This window comes from Paraburkholderia sp. GAS38, assembly GCF_050434965.1.
Taxonomy (GTDB): Bacteria; Pseudomonadota; Gammaproteobacteria; order Burkholderiales; family Burkholderiaceae; genus Paraburkholderia; species Paraburkholderia phenazinium_A.
Window position 1 is genome coordinate 1 of the sequence record NZ_JBNDJO010000021.1, and the last position, 16,362, is coordinate 16,362.

At 62.1% G+C, this 16,362-nt stretch carries 12 protein-coding genes; 4 read left to right on the forward strand and 8 right to left on the reverse strand.

What is annotated here, in order from left to right; translation table 11 throughout:
* Positions 1–209: 209 nt before the first annotated feature.
* From P3T42_RS34275 to P3T42_RS34290, 4 genes are all read right to left on the reverse strand, one after another.
* A complete protein-coding gene (locus P3T42_RS34275) occupies positions 210–560 on the reverse strand; it encodes a hypothetical protein (RefSeq protein WP_074296735.1) in 351 nt (116 codons plus the stop codon).
* Between the two features lie 256 nt (positions 561–816).
* Positions 817–2,337: an efflux transporter outer membrane subunit gene (locus P3T42_RS34280; protein ID WP_429308492.1), complete on the reverse strand. Its 1,521-nt coding sequence runs from the start codon at positions 2,335–2,337 to the stop codon at positions 817–819.
* Entirely contained in the window at positions 2,334–3,578 is a 1,245-nt protein-coding gene (locus tag P3T42_RS34285; RefSeq protein WP_429308493.1) for an efflux RND transporter periplasmic adaptor subunit, read from the reverse strand. The genes P3T42_RS34280 and P3T42_RS34285 overlap by 4 nt, the downstream gene beginning before the upstream one ends.
* A 92-nt stretch (positions 3,579–3,670) precedes the next feature.
* The gene (locus tag P3T42_RS34290) at positions 3,671–6,901 is read right to left on the reverse strand and encodes an efflux RND transporter permease subunit (protein ID WP_074296737.1); all 3,231 of its coding nucleotides are present in this window, start codon (positions 6,899–6,901) and stop codon (positions 3,671–3,673) included.
* Positions 6,902–7,096: 195 nt separating this feature from the next.
* Between P3T42_RS34290 and P3T42_RS34295 the strand changes: the two genes are divergently transcribed.
* Positions 7,097–7,771 carry a heavy metal response regulator transcription factor gene (locus tag P3T42_RS34295; protein WP_074296738.1) on the forward strand — a complete coding sequence of 225 codons (675 nt, stop codon included), beginning with the start codon at positions 7,097–7,099 and terminating at the stop codon, positions 7,769–7,771.
* Positions 7,771–9,159, forward strand: coding sequence for a heavy metal sensor histidine kinase (locus P3T42_RS34300; RefSeq protein ID WP_429308494.1), 1,389 nt, complete (start codon positions 7,771–7,773; stop codon positions 9,157–9,159). The genes P3T42_RS34295 and P3T42_RS34300 overlap by 1 nt, the downstream gene beginning before the upstream one ends.
* Before the next feature lie 38 nt (positions 9,160–9,197).
* Here the strand turns inward: P3T42_RS34300 and P3T42_RS34305 are convergent, their stop codons facing one another.
* Together P3T42_RS34305 and P3T42_RS34310 are read right to left on the reverse strand one after the other, a co-directional pair.
* On the reverse strand, positions 9,198–10,532 hold the full coding sequence (locus P3T42_RS34305) for an ATP-binding protein (RefSeq protein WP_429308495.1): 1,335 nt from the start codon (positions 10,530–10,532) through the stop codon (positions 9,198–9,200).
* Positions 10,529–11,191, reverse strand: coding sequence for a response regulator (locus P3T42_RS34310; RefSeq protein ID WP_074297609.1), 663 nt, complete (start codon positions 11,189–11,191; stop codon positions 10,529–10,531). Before P3T42_RS34310 ends, P3T42_RS34305 begins: the two co-directional genes overlap by 4 nt.
* Positions 11,192–11,305: 114 nt before the next feature.
* On the opposite strand from P3T42_RS34310, the gene P3T42_RS34315 reads away from it, so the two are divergent.
* Together P3T42_RS34315 and P3T42_RS34320 are read left to right on the forward strand one after the other, a co-directional pair.
* On the forward strand, positions 11,306–12,094 hold the full coding sequence (locus P3T42_RS34315; RefSeq protein WP_074296744.1) for a COG4705 family protein: 789 nt from the start codon (positions 11,306–11,308) through the stop codon (positions 12,092–12,094).
* Positions 12,095–12,437: 343 nt separating this feature from the next.
* Complete coding sequence (locus P3T42_RS34320; protein ID WP_074296746.1) at positions 12,438–13,529, forward strand: porin; 1,092 nt, start codon at positions 12,438–12,440, stop codon at positions 13,527–13,529.
* Positions 13,530–13,690: 161 nt separating this feature from the next.
* Here P3T42_RS34320 and P3T42_RS34325 read toward each other — a convergent pair whose 3' ends face one another.
* Both P3T42_RS34325 and P3T42_RS34330 read right to left on the reverse strand, forming a co-directional pair.
* Positions 13,691–14,830 carry a porin gene (locus P3T42_RS34325; protein WP_074296748.1) on the reverse strand — a complete coding sequence of 380 codons (1,140 nt, stop codon included), beginning with the start codon at positions 14,828–14,830 and terminating at the stop codon, positions 13,691–13,693.
* Positions 14,831–15,369: 539 nt separating this feature from the next.
* Entirely contained in the window at positions 15,370–15,960 is a 591-nt protein-coding gene (locus P3T42_RS34330) for a response regulator transcription factor (RefSeq protein WP_429308496.1), read from the reverse strand.
* Positions 15,961–16,362 lie beyond the last annotated feature (402 nt).

A 16,362-nucleotide genomic window follows, 5' to 3' on the forward strand; every position in this document is an offset into this window, starting at 1 on the left:
GGATCTCGCGCTTCGCCTGATAGCGCGAACCCGCGCCGCCATCGAAACCGTCATACGACGGGGCCTGCAAAAACAGCGTTTTCATGAATGCTCCGGCAAGATGCTTGAAATCTGATAATCAGGTAATCGAAAGAATGGGTTTGCGATGACGTGACAGCGCGCCGGACTTCGCGCGGCATTCCGCGCGGCCGGCGCAAAACCTGCTGCCGTCAGCACGCGGCCCACTCGATGGCCGTGCGATTGAACCGGAGATGGAGAACCACAAGCATGCGCACCGGACACACTGGCGATATCTCGATGGCATTGGCATGTGCTGCGCTGAAGGTGGCGTAGCGTTGGGACAGGGCTGAGACAAATGCGGCGCGGGCCACGTGTCTCGTGACCAGTACGAAGCACACGATGACCGCCACAGCGACTAGCCGGAAGGTCGTCGACGTAAACACATCTTCAGGCACACCGAACAGGCCGATTGCCAAAAGCGCCGCTACGTCTATCACGATGGCAGCAAGCGACGCTGTCAGGAGATAGGCCCGTAGCATGTTGATTGTGGATGGTTTCATGGCGCGGTTCGTCGATACGGATGGGCGGAAATATCGAACGCGCTTTCATTTTCCTTGTAGCGATCGATAAGCCGATGCACGTCTTCTGGTTTTAAAGCGCGTCTATACGTCCATGCGTTGTGAGTCGATAGTAGCGGCGAAACCTGATGGGAACCTTAAGCGAAAAGGCGCCATACTTTCAACGACATAACACCCATGCAGTACAGTGCGAATTGTCCCTGGCAAAGATGACGATCTGACTGGCGACAGCCCCGAATCACCACACACCTCCCAGTGCCTTGACGAGCAAAACGCTTGCGTCGATCTGCCTGCGCTCCAGGTCGACGGCAGTGCGCTCGTCCGTCAATGCCGTGCTTTGTGCGGTGACCACCTCCAGGTAGTCCACGGTGCCGATCCGGTACTGGTCCAATGCAAGCTGCAGGGTCTTTTGCGCTGACGCCACCGCTTCATTCTGCTTGCTGGCCTCCTCACGCAAGATACGCAGCGACGCCAGGTTGTCTTCCACTTCCTGAAAGGCCGTCAGCACGGTTTCGCGATAATCGGCCGCGCTGGCATCGTATTGCGCCTGAGCCTTCTCGGTCATCGCGCGGCGGCGGCCGCCGTCGAACAGAGTGCCCACCAATGCCGGTCCTACCGCCCACATGCGCGACGGTGCAGTGAGCCAGTTCGTCAAGGTCGAACTTTCGAACCCACCGGTGGCAGACAAAACAAGGTCGGGGAAAAACGCGGACTGGGCAATGCCGATCTGGTCATTGGCCGCTGCCACGCGTCGCTCCGCGGCGGCGATATCGGGCCGGCGTTGCAAGAGTTCGGAAGGCAACCCCACTGGAATCGCGGGCGGTACGAAATCCGCCGTGGCCGGCGGCAAGCTGAACGTCGACGCGGGCACGCCGGTCAGCGTGGCAATCGCGTGCTCGTATTGCGCACGGGCCACGCCCAGGTCGATATCCTGCGCTTCGGTGACCTGCAGTTGCGTCTCGGCCTGGCTCACGTCCGCCTGCGACGACACGCCGACCGCGAAACGGCTTTTGGTGAGATCGAGCGACTGTCGGTAATCTGTAATCGTTTGATCAAGCAAGCGTTTGGACGCATCGAGTCCGCGCAGATTGAAGTAGTCGACCGCCAGCTCGGCATGCACGCCAAGGCGCACGCTCTCGAGATCGGCCGCGCTCGCCTGTGCGCCGGCGCGTGCGGCGTCGTTTTCGTGCGCGATTCTGCCCCACAGATCCGGCTCCCAGCTCGCGTCGAGTGCGACCGCATAATCGCCGAACGACTTGCCGGCCGTCTGCTGATGACCGATCACGTTCGCCGAATCGTGCAGGCTGGTCGCATCGGTCGTCACGCCGACGGTCGGCAGATACGCGGCGTGGGCGGACTCGACCATCGCACGCGCCTCCTGAAGCTGAGCGACGGCCTTCTGGATCGTCTGGTTCGAGACGCTGACGCGCGCTTCGAGTGCCGTCAGTTGCGGGTCGTTAAAGCGCGTCCACCATGCGCCGCGCGATTCGGTGTCGGCAGGCGCGGCGTGGGTCCAGCCAGGTGTAGCAGGCGAAGACGACACGGCCGCTTTGCCCGCCGTTGTCGACAGCGCGCCGCTATCTGTCGAGGACAGGCCGCCGTTCTCCTTGTAAGCCGCGGGCACGGCCACCGAGGGCCGCACATAGTCCGGACCGATCGAGCAGCCCGCGAGACCGAACACACTCGCCGCGCAAAGCGCACCAAGCAGCCGCGCGCGCGCGCTGCGCAGCGGCGTCACGTGAACAAGCCGCAGCTTCATGACTGGCCCCCTGCTCCGTTCGCTTTTGTCGCCGAGGCGCTGCCAGGGGACGAAACCCGCACGGGCTGTCCATTGGTAATCGAGTCGGACGGATTGAGGATCACCTTGTCGGTCGCGACGAGGCCCGCGGCCACTTCGATGCGCGTACCGAAGTCCCGGCCCAGCTTGATCGTTTTGAGCAGCACCTTCTGTTGCGCATCGACGGTGGCAACCTGCACCCCTTCAGGCCGGTACAGCAGCGCATTCACCGGCAACGACAAGCCCGGTTGAGCGGTTTTCAGCGACAGACGCACCTGTCCATACGATCCCGGCAGCACCGCGTCGGCCGCGTTCGGCACGTCGACTTCGATGCGCAGCGTGCGCGTCGTCGGATTGATCGCGCCCGTGTTGCGCGCGACGGTTCCCGGCAGGCAGCGTCCGGGGACCTGCGCAACCTCGAGGCACGCCGACGTGCCGTCCAGTTGCGTGCCGGCGTAGTTCTGCGGCACATCGGCGTATACGCGCAACACGCTGGTCTGGGCCAGATCGAACATCTCTTTGGCCGGACCACCCGCGCTGCCCGCATCGATCAACGCGCCGACGTCGATGTTTCGCGCCGTGACCACACCCTCGAACGGCGCATAGACCTTCTCATACGACTGCATCTGCGCAAGGCGCGCCACATTCGCTTGCGCCGCGAGAAGCGCCGCATGTTTCGCCTGCGCGTCGCTCTGTTTCATGTCGGTGTCCTGCTGCGAGACCGCGTGTGTCTGCACCAGTTGCTGCCAGCGTGTCGACGTCACCTGGGCTAACTGATCGTTCGCCTGCGCCTGCTGCGCATCTGCACGCGCCTGACGCAGCGCGGCGTCCACTTCGGGCGCGTCGATGATGGCCAGCAATTGCCCGGCTTTCACATGCGTGCCGATATCGGCGTACCAGGCCTTCAGATAGCCGTTGGTACGCGCGAAAATCGGCGTCTGCTGATACGCCTCGATATTGCCCGGCAACACCAGCGCCTGGTCGGGCGGCGCGACCGTGGGTAGCGTGACCTGCACGGTCGGCACGGCCAGTGCCTCGGTCTGCTGCAGCAGCGCGGCACGCGCGTCGAGCCGCGGCACGATACCGGCGCCAAGCGCCGCCGCGACAACCGCTACGATCAGGGCAACCCGCAGAACGCCGCGCGGGCGTTGCGCGGGCGGTTGAGTCTGTGGCGCGGTCTGCGACGGATGCTCCGGCGCGGACTTGGGAGGTTGGTTGGACATGCGGCGTACTCCGGTCAATTCGAATCAGATCAGGTTAGGGTTGCCAGGCACAAGGCGGCCCCGCTCCGGGACCGGGCGAGGCGCGGCGCCGTTCACTTCAGAATGTCGAGTTCGGCCTGCGTCATACCGTGCGGACTACGTTTGGCCAGCCACGCATGCACCACCGAGAACACCACCGGCAGGAACATCAGCGTCGCGACCGTGCCGATCATCAGACCACCGATCACCGCTCGTCCCAGCGGCGCGTTCTGCTCGCCGCCGTCGCCCATGCCGAGCGCCATCGGCACCATGCCGATCATCATCGCGAGCGCCGTCATCAGCACCGGACGGAAGCGGCCCACGCCCGCCGCCAGCGCGGCCTGCAGCGGCTCCATGCCTTGCGCCAGCCGTTCGCGCGCAAAGCTCACGACGAGAATGCTGTTGGCCGTCGCCACGCCGATACACATCATGGCGCCGGTCAAAGCGGGCACGCTCAGTGTCGTGTTGGTTACGAACAGCATCCACGCGATGCCGGCCATCGCGCCCGGCAGACCGCAGATGATCACGAGCGGATCGATCCACGACTGGAAATTGATCACCATCAGCAGGTACACGAGCAGCACGGCGAAGCCAATGCCCATCGCGAGGCCGTTGAACGAACTCTGCATGGTGTCGACCTGGCCGCGGATCACTACCCGTGCGCCACGCGGCAAGTTAGCCTTCGCGGCATCGACGATGCGCGTCACGTCCGTCGCGACGCCGCCCAGATCGCGTCCTTGCACCGAGCCGTAGATATCGATCACCGGCTGCACGTTGTAGTGCGTGACGACCGCCTGCTGCGTCGTGCGCGTAAATGTGCCCATCGCGCCGAGAATCCCGTTGACGCCGCCTGCGTTGCTGCCCGAGCCGCCGGTGCCCGGCGTGAACGTCGCGGAGAGCGGAATATTGGCCAACGTCTGCAGCGAATTGATGTCGTACTGCGGAACCTCCGTCATCACCGGATAGCTCACGCCGTTCTGCGGATTGAGCCAGAAGTTCGGCGACGTTTGCGAACTGCCGGACAGTGCGATCAGCAGGCTTTGCGCGACGTCCTGCTGCCGCAGGCCCGCCAGCAGCGCTTTGGTGCGGTCCACGTTGATCGCAATCTCCGGTTGATCGGCCGGCTGCTGGATGCGCAGGTCGACGAGACCCTCGACGCCGTGCAGTTTTGCCTGCAGGTTGTCCGCGAACGTGCGGTCGTCGTCCAGGTTATTGCCGACCACCTGGATGTCGATCGGCGCCGGCAGGCCGAAATTGAGAATCTGGCTCACCATGTCCGCGGGCAGGAACGAGAACGTCACCGCCGGGAATTTCTCGCCGAGCATCTGACGCAGCTTCTTCACGTACTGCACGGTCGGGCTGTGTTTCGCGTTCAGCGTGATCAGGATGTCTGCATCGGCGGTCCCGATCGGAGCGGAACTGCTATACGACAGGTTGATACCGCTGGTCGGCAGACCGATGTTGTCGACGATGGTCATCAACTGGTCGGCCGGAATCACTGTACGGATGCTGTTCTCGATTTCGTCGGCAAGGCGCGCGGTCTGTTCGATTCGCGTGCCGGTCTTGGCGCGCATATGCAGACGGATCTGCCCCGAATCGATCTGCGGGAAGAAGTCGCGGCCAAGGAACGGCACCAGCGTCAACGAGCCGATGCAGACAATCAGGAAGCCGGCCGCGAAACGGCGCGGCGCGGCCAACGCCGCTTCAAGCACCCGCTGGTAACGGCTGCGCAGCCCTTCGAAGCCACGCTCGAAGCCCTGCTGGAAACGCTGGAAGCGGTTCAGCGGCCGTGCGTCCTCGCCGCCCTCTTCACCCGTCTTGTGCGCGCCGCGCAGCAGATACATCGCCAGCGTCGGTACAAGCGTACGCGACAGGAAATACGACGCGAGCATCGCGAACACCACGGCTTCGGCAAGCGGCGTGAACAGATAGCGGGCAACGCCGGACAGCAACATCATCGGCACGAAGACAATGCAGATAGAAAGCGTCGAGATCAAGGTCGGCACGGCGATCTCGCCGGAGCCTTCGAGGATCGCCTGCAATAACGGCTGCCCCTGCTCGATGTGATGCGTCATGTTTTCGATCGCAACGGTTGCGTCGTCCACCAGAATCCCAACCGCGAGCGCCAAACCGCCGAGCGTCATGATATTGATCGTCTGGCCGAGCACCGACAGCAGGATCAGCGACGAGATCATCGCGAGCGGAATCGAGATCGCGATGATCAGCGTCGCGCGCCAGCTGCCGAGAAACAGCAGGATCATCGCCGCCGTCAGGCCCGCCGCGATCAAACCTTCCCGCACCACGCCCTGCACCGCCGACTTGACGAAGACCGACTCGTCCGTGACGGTCTGGATATTGAGCGCGGTCGGCATCTGCGAACGAATCCGCGGCAACAGCGCCTTGATGTTGGCGATGATGTCGAGCGTCGAGACGTTGCCGCTCTTTTCCACCTCGAGCAGGGCGGCACGCTGGCCGTCATGGCGCACGATGTTGGTCTGGGGCGCAAAGCCGTCGCGCACGGTTGCGACGTCGTGCACATAGGTCACGGTGCCGTCGGGTTGCGTGCGGATCGGCAGCGCGTTGAGTTCCGCCACCGACGTTGCCGCGCCGTTCATGTTCACGTTGTATTCGAAGGTACCGATCTTCGCCGTACCGCCCGGCAGCACCAGATTCTGCGCGTTGACGGCGTTGACCACGTCGGTCGGCGTCAGGTGCTTGGCCTGCATGGCCTGCGGATCGATGTCGACCATGATCTGCCGGACCTTGCCGCCGTATGGAATCGGCACGGCCGCGCCCTGCACCGTCGCCAGCTGCGTGCGGATAAAGTTGTTGCCGAGGTCGTAAAGCGTCTGTTCCGGCAGCGTCTTGCTCGACAGCGCCAGTTCCATGATCGGCACGGTCGACGCGTTGAACGTCAGCACCATCGGCGGCAGCGTGCCTGGGGGCATGATGCGTAGCAACGACTGGGCGCTCACCGACGCTTCCGTCTCCGCCCGCGTGATGTCCGCGCCAGGGTGAAAGAAGACCTTGACGACGGCGACGCCATTGAGCGACTGCGATTCGATGTGCTCGATATCGCCGACGTCCGAGGTCAGCGCGCGTTCATAAGGCGCGATGATGCGGTGCGCCATATCCTCCGACGACATCCCGTTGTAACTCCACACCACGCTGATGACGGGGATGTTGATATTCGGGAAGATATCGACAGGTGTACGCATGATCATCAGCGGGCCGATGATCACAAGCAGCAGCGCCAGCACGATAAACGTGTAGGGGCGGCGAAGAGCGACTTTGACGATCCACATGATGAAAGCGGCGCCTGAAGGGATGCAATAGCCGCAGTCTAGGGAGTCCCCGTTTGCGTCGAGATTGCCCCTGGATGACAAAGCCGTAATGAACCGCGGGGCGTTGCGCGGGTATCATCGAAGGCGTCTGCGGGGTACACGCGCAGGGCAAACCCAGGACGAATCCATGGCAAATCAATCCGAAAGGCGACTGCGATGAAGGTGCTCGTAATCGAAGACGAACCGAAGGCCGGCGACTACCTCAAGAAGGGGCTCGAGGAGTCGGGCTTTGTAGTGGACGTGGCGCGTAACGGTGTCGACGGCCTGCACCTCGCGCTGGAAGAATCTCACGACGTGATCGTGCTCGACGTGATGCTGCCGGGCATGGACGGCTGGCAGGTGCTGCAGCAGCTACGCGGACGCAAGGACACGCCAGTGCTGTTTCTGACGGCGCGCGACGAGATCGAAGACCGCGTGCGCGGCCTCGAACTGGGTGCCGACGACTATCTGATCAAACCGTTCGCCTTCGTCGAGTTGCTCGCCCGGGTGCGTACGCTGGCGCGGCGCGGGCAGTCCCGGGAAAGCGACACGCTGACGATCGGCGACCTCGAGATCAACGCAAGCCAGCGGAAAGTGCGGCGCGCGGGCCAACGCATCGACCTCACGCCGCGCGAGTTCGCGCTGCTGCATCTGCTGGCGCGGCGCAGCGGCGAAGTACTGAGCCGCACGCAAATCGCCTCGTATGTGTGGGACATGAACTTCGATAGCGACACCAACGTCGTCGACGTGGCGATCCGGCGGCTGCGCTCGAAGATCGACGACAACTATGCGGTGAAGCTGGTGCATACCGTGCGCGGCGTCGGTTACGTGCTCGAAGTGAAGGACGCGTGATGAAACGTATCTCGTTGACAGCCCGGCTCGCTGCCTCGTTTGCGCTGATCACGGTGCTGGTGTTCGGGGTCGGCGGAGGCGTGTTGTACCGGGCGCTGGCCCAGCAGATCCGCACCCAGGACGACTTCGACATGGTGCTGACGGCCCAGCGGTTGAGGCGCCTGACAAGCGAGCTGGATTCGCCGCAAGGCATTACGCTTCATGAGTCCCGGCTCGATAGCCTTGTGATCGGCAATCAGGCCTTCTTTCTGAGAGTGCAGGATTCGAACGGTCACGTCCTGCTCGAGCGCAATCCTTCGCACTTTGCGATTGGCGATCTGCAGAAAGTGAAGCCGACAAACCGGATCTTCCCGCACGACGTCCAGGAATGGCATACCGCCAACGGCCTGACGATGCGCGGTATCTCCACGGATATTGCGCTGGCCGATGGTTCGGTGGTCGACGCGGTGGTCGGACGGGAGATGAGCGACCGTGAGGCCATGCTCGCGCGCTACCGCTACACCGTCATGCTGACCACGCTGGCGGCGCTGATCGCGGCGGCTACGCTTGGCTATCTGGCGGTACGCGCCTCGCTTCGCCCATTGCATGATATTGCCCGAGGCGCCGCGCGCGTGACGGTAGGGAAACTCGATACCCGTCTGCCCTCGGGCAACGTGCCGCGCGAACTGGAGGCGCTGATCGACGCGCTGAATTCGATGCTCGCGCGCCTCGACCTCGGCTTCCAGCGGCTCTCGCAATTCACCGCCGACCTCGCACACGACCTGCGCACGCCGCTCGGCAACATGCGCGGGGCGAGCGAGGTGGCGCTCGCCCGCCTGCGCTCGACCGACGAATATCAGGCCCTGCTGGTGTCGAACGTCGAAGAGTGCGAGCGGCTCTCGCGCATGGTGGAAAACGTGCTGTTTCTCGCCCGCGCCGACAATCCGCAGTACATGACAACGGCTGTGGATTTCCCGGTGCGCGACGAACTGTTGCGCGTGGCCGATTATTTCGAAGGCATCGCAGACGATGCCGGCATTGCGCTGCAGGTGACGGCGAGCGGCGAGTTGCACGCCGATCTCGATCTGTTCCGCCGCGCCGTCAGCAATCTGCTGGCGAACGCGCTGCGTTATACGCCGCGCGGCGACACGGTAACGCTCACGGCAAGCGAGACGCCAACGGGAATGACCATCACGGTCGCCAATCCCGGCACGCCGATTGCGCCGGAACATCTTGGCCGGCTCTTCGACCGCTTCTACCGCGTCGACGAATCGCGCAGCAATTCGTCCGGCTCGACCGGACTTGGTCTTGCCATCGTGCGAACCATCATGGAGCTGCACGGCGGCAGCGCAACCGTCGAGAGCGACACGGCAGCCACGCAGTTCCATCTGCACTTCCCGCTACGCTGAATGGGGATGGAGATGGGTAGCGTCAACGGAACGAGAGACTAGTGCGAGCCAAATCCGCTCACTGAAACGGTCAGGCCTCTCGCGTCGGCGTTATTGCGCAACGAGAGGGCCAGTCGTTGCCGCTGCGCAATGCGCGCGGCAATGGCGAGCCCCAGTCCGCTCCCCGTCCCCTTGGTATGTTCGCCGCGATAGAAGCGGTCGAGGACCCGTTCGAGCTCGGCCTCAGGAATGCCCGGTCCGTTGTCCACCACTTCGAAGCCGAGGCGGCCTGCCGTGCGGGTCAGCACCACGTCGACCTTGCCGCCTTGCGGCGTGTAGCGGATCGCGTTGTCGATCAGGTTATTCAGCAGCACGTCCAGCCCGTGCGGATCCGCCAGCACGTTGCAGGTGTCCTCTTGCGTGACCGGTTGCCGGAACTCGAGGCCCAGGTCAATCTGCTTCTCGTCCGCGAGCAGCGAGAAATCGCTGACGGCCTGCTCGCCCAGTCTCCGCAAACTGACGAAGGTCGCTTCGATGGCAGGTTGCGCATCCTCGCGTGCAAGGGTCAGGAGTTGCTGGACGAGCCGGATGATGCGGTTGAGCCGCATGTCGATCCGCTCAAGCGTCTGGCCATCGTCCTTTAACGTGCCGTTTTTTGCAGCCGCCTGCAACTGCAGTTTCAGCGCGGCCAGCGGCGAACGAAGTTCGTGAGCCGCGTCGGCGATAAACGTGCGCTGTGTGTGCGTGGCGACGCTCAGACGGGCCAGCAGATCGTTCACTGCCACAACCAGCGGCCGGATCTCGATGGGCACGTTGCCATCCAGACGCAGCGCGTCGAGCGACTCGAGCGAACGCGTGGCGAGCAAACGCGACAACCCGCCGACCGGCGCAAGGCCGCGCGCCACCACGAGCAGCACCAGCAGGATCGTCACGGGCACGAACACGCCCAGCGGCCACAACGTGTGCAACGCCAGTTGTATGGCCAGGTCTTCCCGTACCGATACCGGCTGCGCGACCTGGACGAAGCGATCCGACTGCTGCAGGCCGAATACGCGCCAATGATCCTCACTCCGTTCGATGGTGCGGATGCCGGCCGGCAAACGTCCGAGTACAGCCGACTGCCGTGAGTGATAAACGAGCGTCCCCGTCTTGTCCCAGATCTCGATGAGGATCCGGTCGTCCGAAATGCCGCCGACCCGTTCGTCCTCCCTTTCGACCGTTTCCGCCGCTTCGACATTCAGAGGCAGCGACAAGGCGACGGTACGCAGTTCGTAGTCGAACAGTTCACCCGCTTCTTCGCGAGCCGTATGAAAGATCGCCAGGGCGGCAATGCCGGAGGCGGCGGCGAGACCGCAAATGAGCCAGCCGAGCAGCCAGCGGCGGATGGACTTCATCCAAGCCTCTTCAGACGATAGCCGACGCCGCGCACCGTCGCGATCTGGTCTGCGCCGATCTTGCGCCGCAGGCTGTGCACGTGTACCTCGATCGTATTGCTGCCCACTTCCTCGCCCCATCCGTACAACTTGTCCTCCAGCTCAGCCCGGGTGAACACGCGCGCAGGTTCTTCGATCAGCGCCTGCAGCAAGGCGAACTCGCGCGGCACGAGCGCGATCAGCACGCTGTCTTTGGTCACTTCATGGGCCGCGGGATCGAGCGACAGTTTGCCATGCGTATAGACCGGCTGCTTCTGTCCGGTGCGCCGCCGCAACAGGGCGCGTGCTCGGGCTGCGAGTTCGTCGAGATCGAACGGCTTGATCAGGTAGTCGTCCGCGCCGGCATCCAGACCGCGAACCCGGTCGTTCACCGCGTCGCGCGCGGTCAGGATGATGACCGGAGCCGCACCGCCTTGCCTGCGATAGCCACTGAGCAAATCGACGCCGTCTTTGCCGGGCAGGCCAAGGTCCAGCAGGACAAGGTCATAGACGCCGTTGCCGAGCGATAGCTCCGCGGCCCGTCCGTCTTGTGCCCAGTCGATTGCATAGCCTTCGCGCCGCATCGATTCGAGCACGGTCTCCGCAATCATTTCATCGTCTTCTACCAGAAGCAGACGCATTGCGCCCCCCGCGTTGTCGCCGGATGCCATTGTCGCGCATTCGGGCTTAACCGTCCCTTAAGCCTCGCCTAAGCGTTCGTTCAATATCATCCCCCTTCCATAGAGGAGTGCGATATGAAACCACACACGGCAAGCCTGGTCAGGCACGCTGTCAGCAAAGTCCCCGAAGTCACGCTCGGCTTCTGGGCCATCAAGGTGGCGGCCACCACGCTGGGCGAAACCGGCGGCGACTGGGTCTCGATGTCGCTGAACCTTGGCTACCTGGTCGGCTCGGCAATCTTCCTCGTATTGTTCATCGGCCTCGTTTGCGCACAGGTGCAGGCACGAGCGTTTCATCGCTTCCTGTACTGGGCCACCATTGTCGCCACGACGACGCTGGGCACGACCCTGGCTGACTTCGCCGATCGCTCGCTAGGTGTCGGCTATCCTGGCGGCGCCGCCATCGTCATGGCGTTGTTGATCGTCAGTCTGGCGATATGGTATCGATCGGAGGGGACGGTGTCGGTCGAAAGCATCGTCACAGGCAAGGCCGAATGGTTTTACTGGATCACCATCCTGTTCTCGCAGACGCTCGGAACGGCGCTTGGAGACTGGGTGGCGGGTGAGGACCGCGGCGGTCTCGGCATCGGCTACGAATACGGCGCCATGCTTTTCGGCGCAGGCCTCGTCGTCGTGGCCGCGCTATATTTCTGGACGCGCGTGTCCCGCACGGCGCTCTTCTGGTCAGCGTTCGTTCTGACGCGTCCGCTCGGCGCGACGTTGGGCGACTTCCTCGATAAACCCGCGGCACAGGGTGGCCTGCAGATTAGCCGGTTATATGCATCCGCAATCCTGCTGGCGGTAATCGTAGTTTGCGTCGTGCTGATTCCACAGCGATCCGCTCGGCGCGATCCGGCAGTGTGATCCGGCACGGTGTGTGCAGTTGATGCGCATATCTTTAATCACGCCTTTAATCGCGAGTCAATATAGTGGAATAAACCCTGATTTCCAGCGTAGCCGGCGCTCGCCGGTTTCGTCAAAAAAACGACACTCGTCAATAGAACTCATTGCGTGCGCAACCATTAGTACGGCTTTATCGTAAAATCTCCCCGCGGCGGAAGAGAGATTAAGCGGACCATGTCCGCATTAAGCGCGCGCAATGACGGGTGATAACGGCCTCCCCGTTTCGCCCAGAGGGCCATCGCCTGCGTCTCGAACGCCATTCAAAGAAATCAATTCTTCAACAAAAAATTACGTGGAGAGACAGATGAAGAAAACCCATCTCATGACATGCACGGGTGCAGCCGCACTCATCCTGTTCGCCCCCAATGTATTCGCACAGAGTTCGGTCACGCTGTACGGCATCGTCGATACGAGCGTCCGTTATCTGACGAATGCAGACTCGGCGAATAACAATCAGATCTCAATGGGCGAAGGCGTCGAAACGCCGAGTCGTTGGGGCTTGAAGGGCAGCGAAGATCTGGGCGGCGGTCTGTCGGCGATTTTCAAGTTGGAAAACCAGTTCCAGCTCTGGTCGGGCAAGCTCGACAACACCAACAACACGCTGTTCCAGCGCAACGCGTATGTCGGACTGTCGAGCAACCAGTACGGCGCAGTCACGGTCGGTCGCCAGCAGACACCGTTCTTCGACATGATGGGCAACATCTACGACCCGATGACGGTCGGCGATTACTGGCAGGATAACTGGGTGTATAACCCGGTAGGCCCGTTCCTGTTCACGAACAGTTCGGTCAAATACAACGGTCATTTCGGTGGCCTGAATGTCGAAGGCATGTATGGTTTTGGCGGCGTGCCGGGCAGCACGGGCGAGAACAGCATGTATGGCCTCACCGCGTCGTACGCCGTCGGTCCGCTGTCGGCCGACGTGGGCTTCCAGCAAAACGACGTCTCGGGCAAGAAGTTCAACATCGTGAACGTAAGCGCCGTCTACGCGTTTACCTCGGACGTGAAATTCCTCGCCGGCTGGCTGCACTCGCAGGACAACACCGGCCTCGCCGATCTCGACATGCAGCAAGCCGGCGCACCGGTGCTGCCGCGCGTGAGCCCGAACCGCATCGACGACAGCTTCTACGTCGGTTCGACCTGGCAAGTGACGTCGCCGCTCGCGTTGACGCTGGCGGGCTACTACGATCACGCCCGTAACGCGGCCACGCTCGACGGCGCGCTCGGCGTAGGTATCAACTACTCCGCTACGGTGCTGGCCGAGTACTCGCTGTCCAAGCGCACGGAAGTGTACGGCACGGTCGACTTCACCCGTGGTACCGGCGCGTTCCTGGCCGACTACCCGGGCCGCAATAACCAGACCGGCGTCGCAGTCGGCCTGCGCAATATTTTCTGACGCTGCACCCGACCCGACAGGCGGACGTGTGCGGTCGTATGCTTTACGCCGCCTCGTCGGGTTCAAAATAAAAAAACGGCGCATTGCTGCGTAGCAATGCGCCGAGACGCGCCTCTCGTGGCTGCGTGAAAAGCATCGGCAGCCAGGCTGCCGGTTCGAGATTAGAACGAGTGTTGAATCCCCGCGTACACGCCGGTCTGGCTGTGACCCGGCACCGGATTCTCATTGAACGAACCGTCGCTCAGGCCGCCAGCGCCTTCGTTATTGGCATCAAGACCGAAGTTCGCCGTCTGGCTGTTGCGCACCGTCGCGATCTGGATATCGAACAGCGTCCGCTTGGACAGGTTATACGTGCCGCCGACCGTATAGATGGTCGCATTGCCGCCACCGTTGTTCGTATTCACGTGGTAGACCGCCGCGATGAGCGCGGCAGCCGGCGTGGCTTGATACGTCACACCGCCCCACTCCATGTCCGCCGTGGTCGGCGCGGTCGGTGAGCCCGCCGGCGTGACTACGCCTCCCGAGGTCCGCTCAGCCGTGTAAGCGGCTTGCACCTTGATGTTGCCGAGAAACAGGTTGGCGCCGACAAAGTATTCACGCGATGCCGTGAACGGATTGTCCAACTGACCATTGAGCGGGTCGCGAATTTCGTCGTAGATGCCGCGCAACTGGAACAACGAATTCGTATACGTCAACTGCATGCCGTCCGTACGCCCGGTTGCCGCGCCCGGCACGCCGGCGTTGAAGTCCGTCGAGTTCGACAGCCCATACTGACCGTACACGTCGAAACCGTCGAACTTGGGCGACTGGTACGAAATGTTGTTGCTGGTGTGTTCCCAGTTGCGGCCGCGAACCAGCGAAGCCGACGACCAGTTGGACTGGCCGAACGGATCGAAGTCCCAGTCGCCGTTGGCGATCTGCAGTTGCCGCCCCAACAGCATCGTACCGAAGGCATCATTCGACAAGCCTACGTTCGCAATCCGGTCGAACAACGAACCGGACAGGCCCAAAGAGCCCGTAGCAGTACTGAATGCTCCTTCCAGCTGAAAAATCGCCTTGTTGCCGCCACCCAGATCCTCGACCCCTTTCAAACCCCACAGACTGGTACCCCAGTCCCCGCTTTCCTGCCGCCAGCGCGAAGTGGAACCCGTGCCGTTATTGTTCGGCAAGCCACTCATGTACTCGATACCGGCATCCAGACGGCCATATAGCGTGACGCTGGTCTGAGCCTGTGCAACAGCGCCGGCCGACATCAATGCGACGGCCAGCAAAGTCCTCTTCGACTTCATCATCTCCTCCATACCCTGTTAAATGGAACACCAACTGCGCGGGATTCTGCCTGCGCCGGCAGCGCCGGACAGGCATCAATTCTTTAACGGGCGCTCATGCAGGGGCGACACAGCATTCGTCACGGATGACACAGGCATTGCACCCGCATCCGGTCTCCTGTCTGTACTCCGCCCAACGTGGAGCGAAACTACATTTATTTGGGATTCATTTACTACTTTGATTACCAGTCTACCAAAACACGCTTTTTCGGACACAAGAATCAACAACAGCTGTGACCGATGTTCCAATCCCGCAACATGACCGAATTGAATGCAGATATCGGCTCCATTCACCGAAATGGCGCTGAAACACAGCGTCTTCCGGGAAAAGCGCCCGAAATTTTTCGCATCGTGGCGATTAGACAGGAATCGAAGAAAAGTGGATTATCGAATTCGATAACAATCGAGTAAAGCGACACCACAACACGAATTTTATTTCCAATTCAGGAATAGATATTTTCGTGTTCTGAAGGTAACCGGAGGAATACCGCGTTTCTGATCTGCGAACCTGATCAGCCAGGCACGCCCACCGGTACCAGAGGCATGGCTTGCCGCGCGGCGGGCAGCCGGTTGCGGCGCACAGGGTCGAGCCGGTAGCCGTAGTTGTAGATCGGGCTCAGGGCGTAATCGGCGTCGGCGCGCAACTGGAGCTTCGAGCGGATCGCAGAGATGTGCGCCGTCATGGTGCGCACGTTGATACGCTCGTCGTGACGCCAGACCGTTCCTGCGATGTAGACCCGCGACACCGGTCTCGCGACGTTCCTGAACAGCAGCAAGGCAAGCTGGAACTCCTTCTGCGTCAGCGAGACGCGCCTGCCGCCCACCAGGACGCTTCGCCCGTGCGGCTCGAAGACGTATCGGCCGAATGCCATCGGGCCCGACGTCGCGTACCGGTCCCATGCCCGGCTGAGCGTGCTCTTGACGCACGCCACCAGTCCGCGCGCGGACACGGGCTTGACGAGATAACCGTCCGCATCCCGGCTCAGTCCCGCTAGCCGGTGCTCGTCAGTGCCGACGAACAGCATCGGCCGGTCGGGCGAGAGCGCCTGCGCCAGATAGCCAAGCCGTTCGTCATCGAGTCCGTCGCTGTCGATAATCGACATATCGGACTCGCCGGCCCAAGGGCTTTCGAGCAGGACATCAATACTGCAATAACCCCGGCAGTGATAACCAGCCTGCCGAAGCGTATTGTTCAACGACCACGAATTATCCGGGTCATTTTCGAAAGTTAACAGTTTCATCGATCTAATCGCATCAATAATTGGCATGAACCCACACGTGGGAAGCTTGATAAGCCGTTGCGTAGTTTTATTTAGGCGCATTCAAATCGGGTGTCAAGCGATGAGCCACGAGCCGCATGGGCATTCAGGCGATATTATTTCCGGGGGCGGCAAAACTGTTTTGCCGGATATCGCAGCAATAAGGAAAATCGCCATCAAGATACAATAATGGCGTTTCCGAATGGGCGGCCTGGCGGTTTATCCCACGTCCCTCTTGCCGGCGAA

Coding starts and splice junctions, on each gene's coding strand:
- P3T42_RS34330 (WP_429308496.1), bottom strand. CDS start 15,960: ATGTCGATTATCGACAGCGACGGACTCGATGACGAACGGCTTGGCTAT.
- P3T42_RS34275 (WP_074296735.1), bottom strand. CDS start 560: ATGAAACCATCCACAATCAACATGCTACGGGCCTATCTCCTGACAGCG.
- P3T42_RS34295 (WP_074296738.1), top strand. CDS start 7,097: ATGAAGGTGCTCGTAATCGAAGACGAACCGAAGGCCGGCGACTACCTC.
- P3T42_RS34280 (WP_429308492.1), bottom strand. CDS start 2,337: ATGAAGCTGCGGCTTGTTCACGTGACGCCGCTGCGCAGCGCGCGCGCG.
- P3T42_RS34320 (WP_074296746.1), top strand. CDS start 12,438: ATGAAGAAAACCCATCTCATGACATGCACGGGTGCAGCCGCACTCATC.
- P3T42_RS34325 (WP_074296748.1), bottom strand. CDS start 14,830: ATGGAGGAGATGATGAAGTCGAAGAGGACTTTGCTGGCCGTCGCATTG.
- P3T42_RS34300 (WP_429308494.1), top strand. CDS start 7,771: ATGAAACGTATCTCGTTGACAGCCCGGCTCGCTGCCTCGTTTGCGCTG.
- P3T42_RS34310 (WP_074297609.1), bottom strand. CDS start 11,191: ATGCGTCTGCTTCTGGTAGAAGACGATGAAATGATTGCGGAGACCGTG.
- P3T42_RS34290 (WP_074296737.1), bottom strand. CDS start 6,901: ATGTGGATCGTCAAAGTCGCTCTTCGCCGCCCCTACACGTTTATCGTG.
- P3T42_RS34285 (WP_429308493.1), bottom strand. CDS start 3,578: ATGTCCAACCAACCTCCCAAGTCCGCGCCGGAGCATCCGTCGCAGACC.
- P3T42_RS34315 (WP_074296744.1), top strand. CDS start 11,306: ATGAAACCACACACGGCAAGCCTGGTCAGGCACGCTGTCAGCAAAGTC.
- P3T42_RS34305 (WP_429308495.1), bottom strand. CDS start 10,532: ATGAAGTCCATCCGCCGCTGGCTGCTCGGCTGGCTCATTTGCGGTCTC.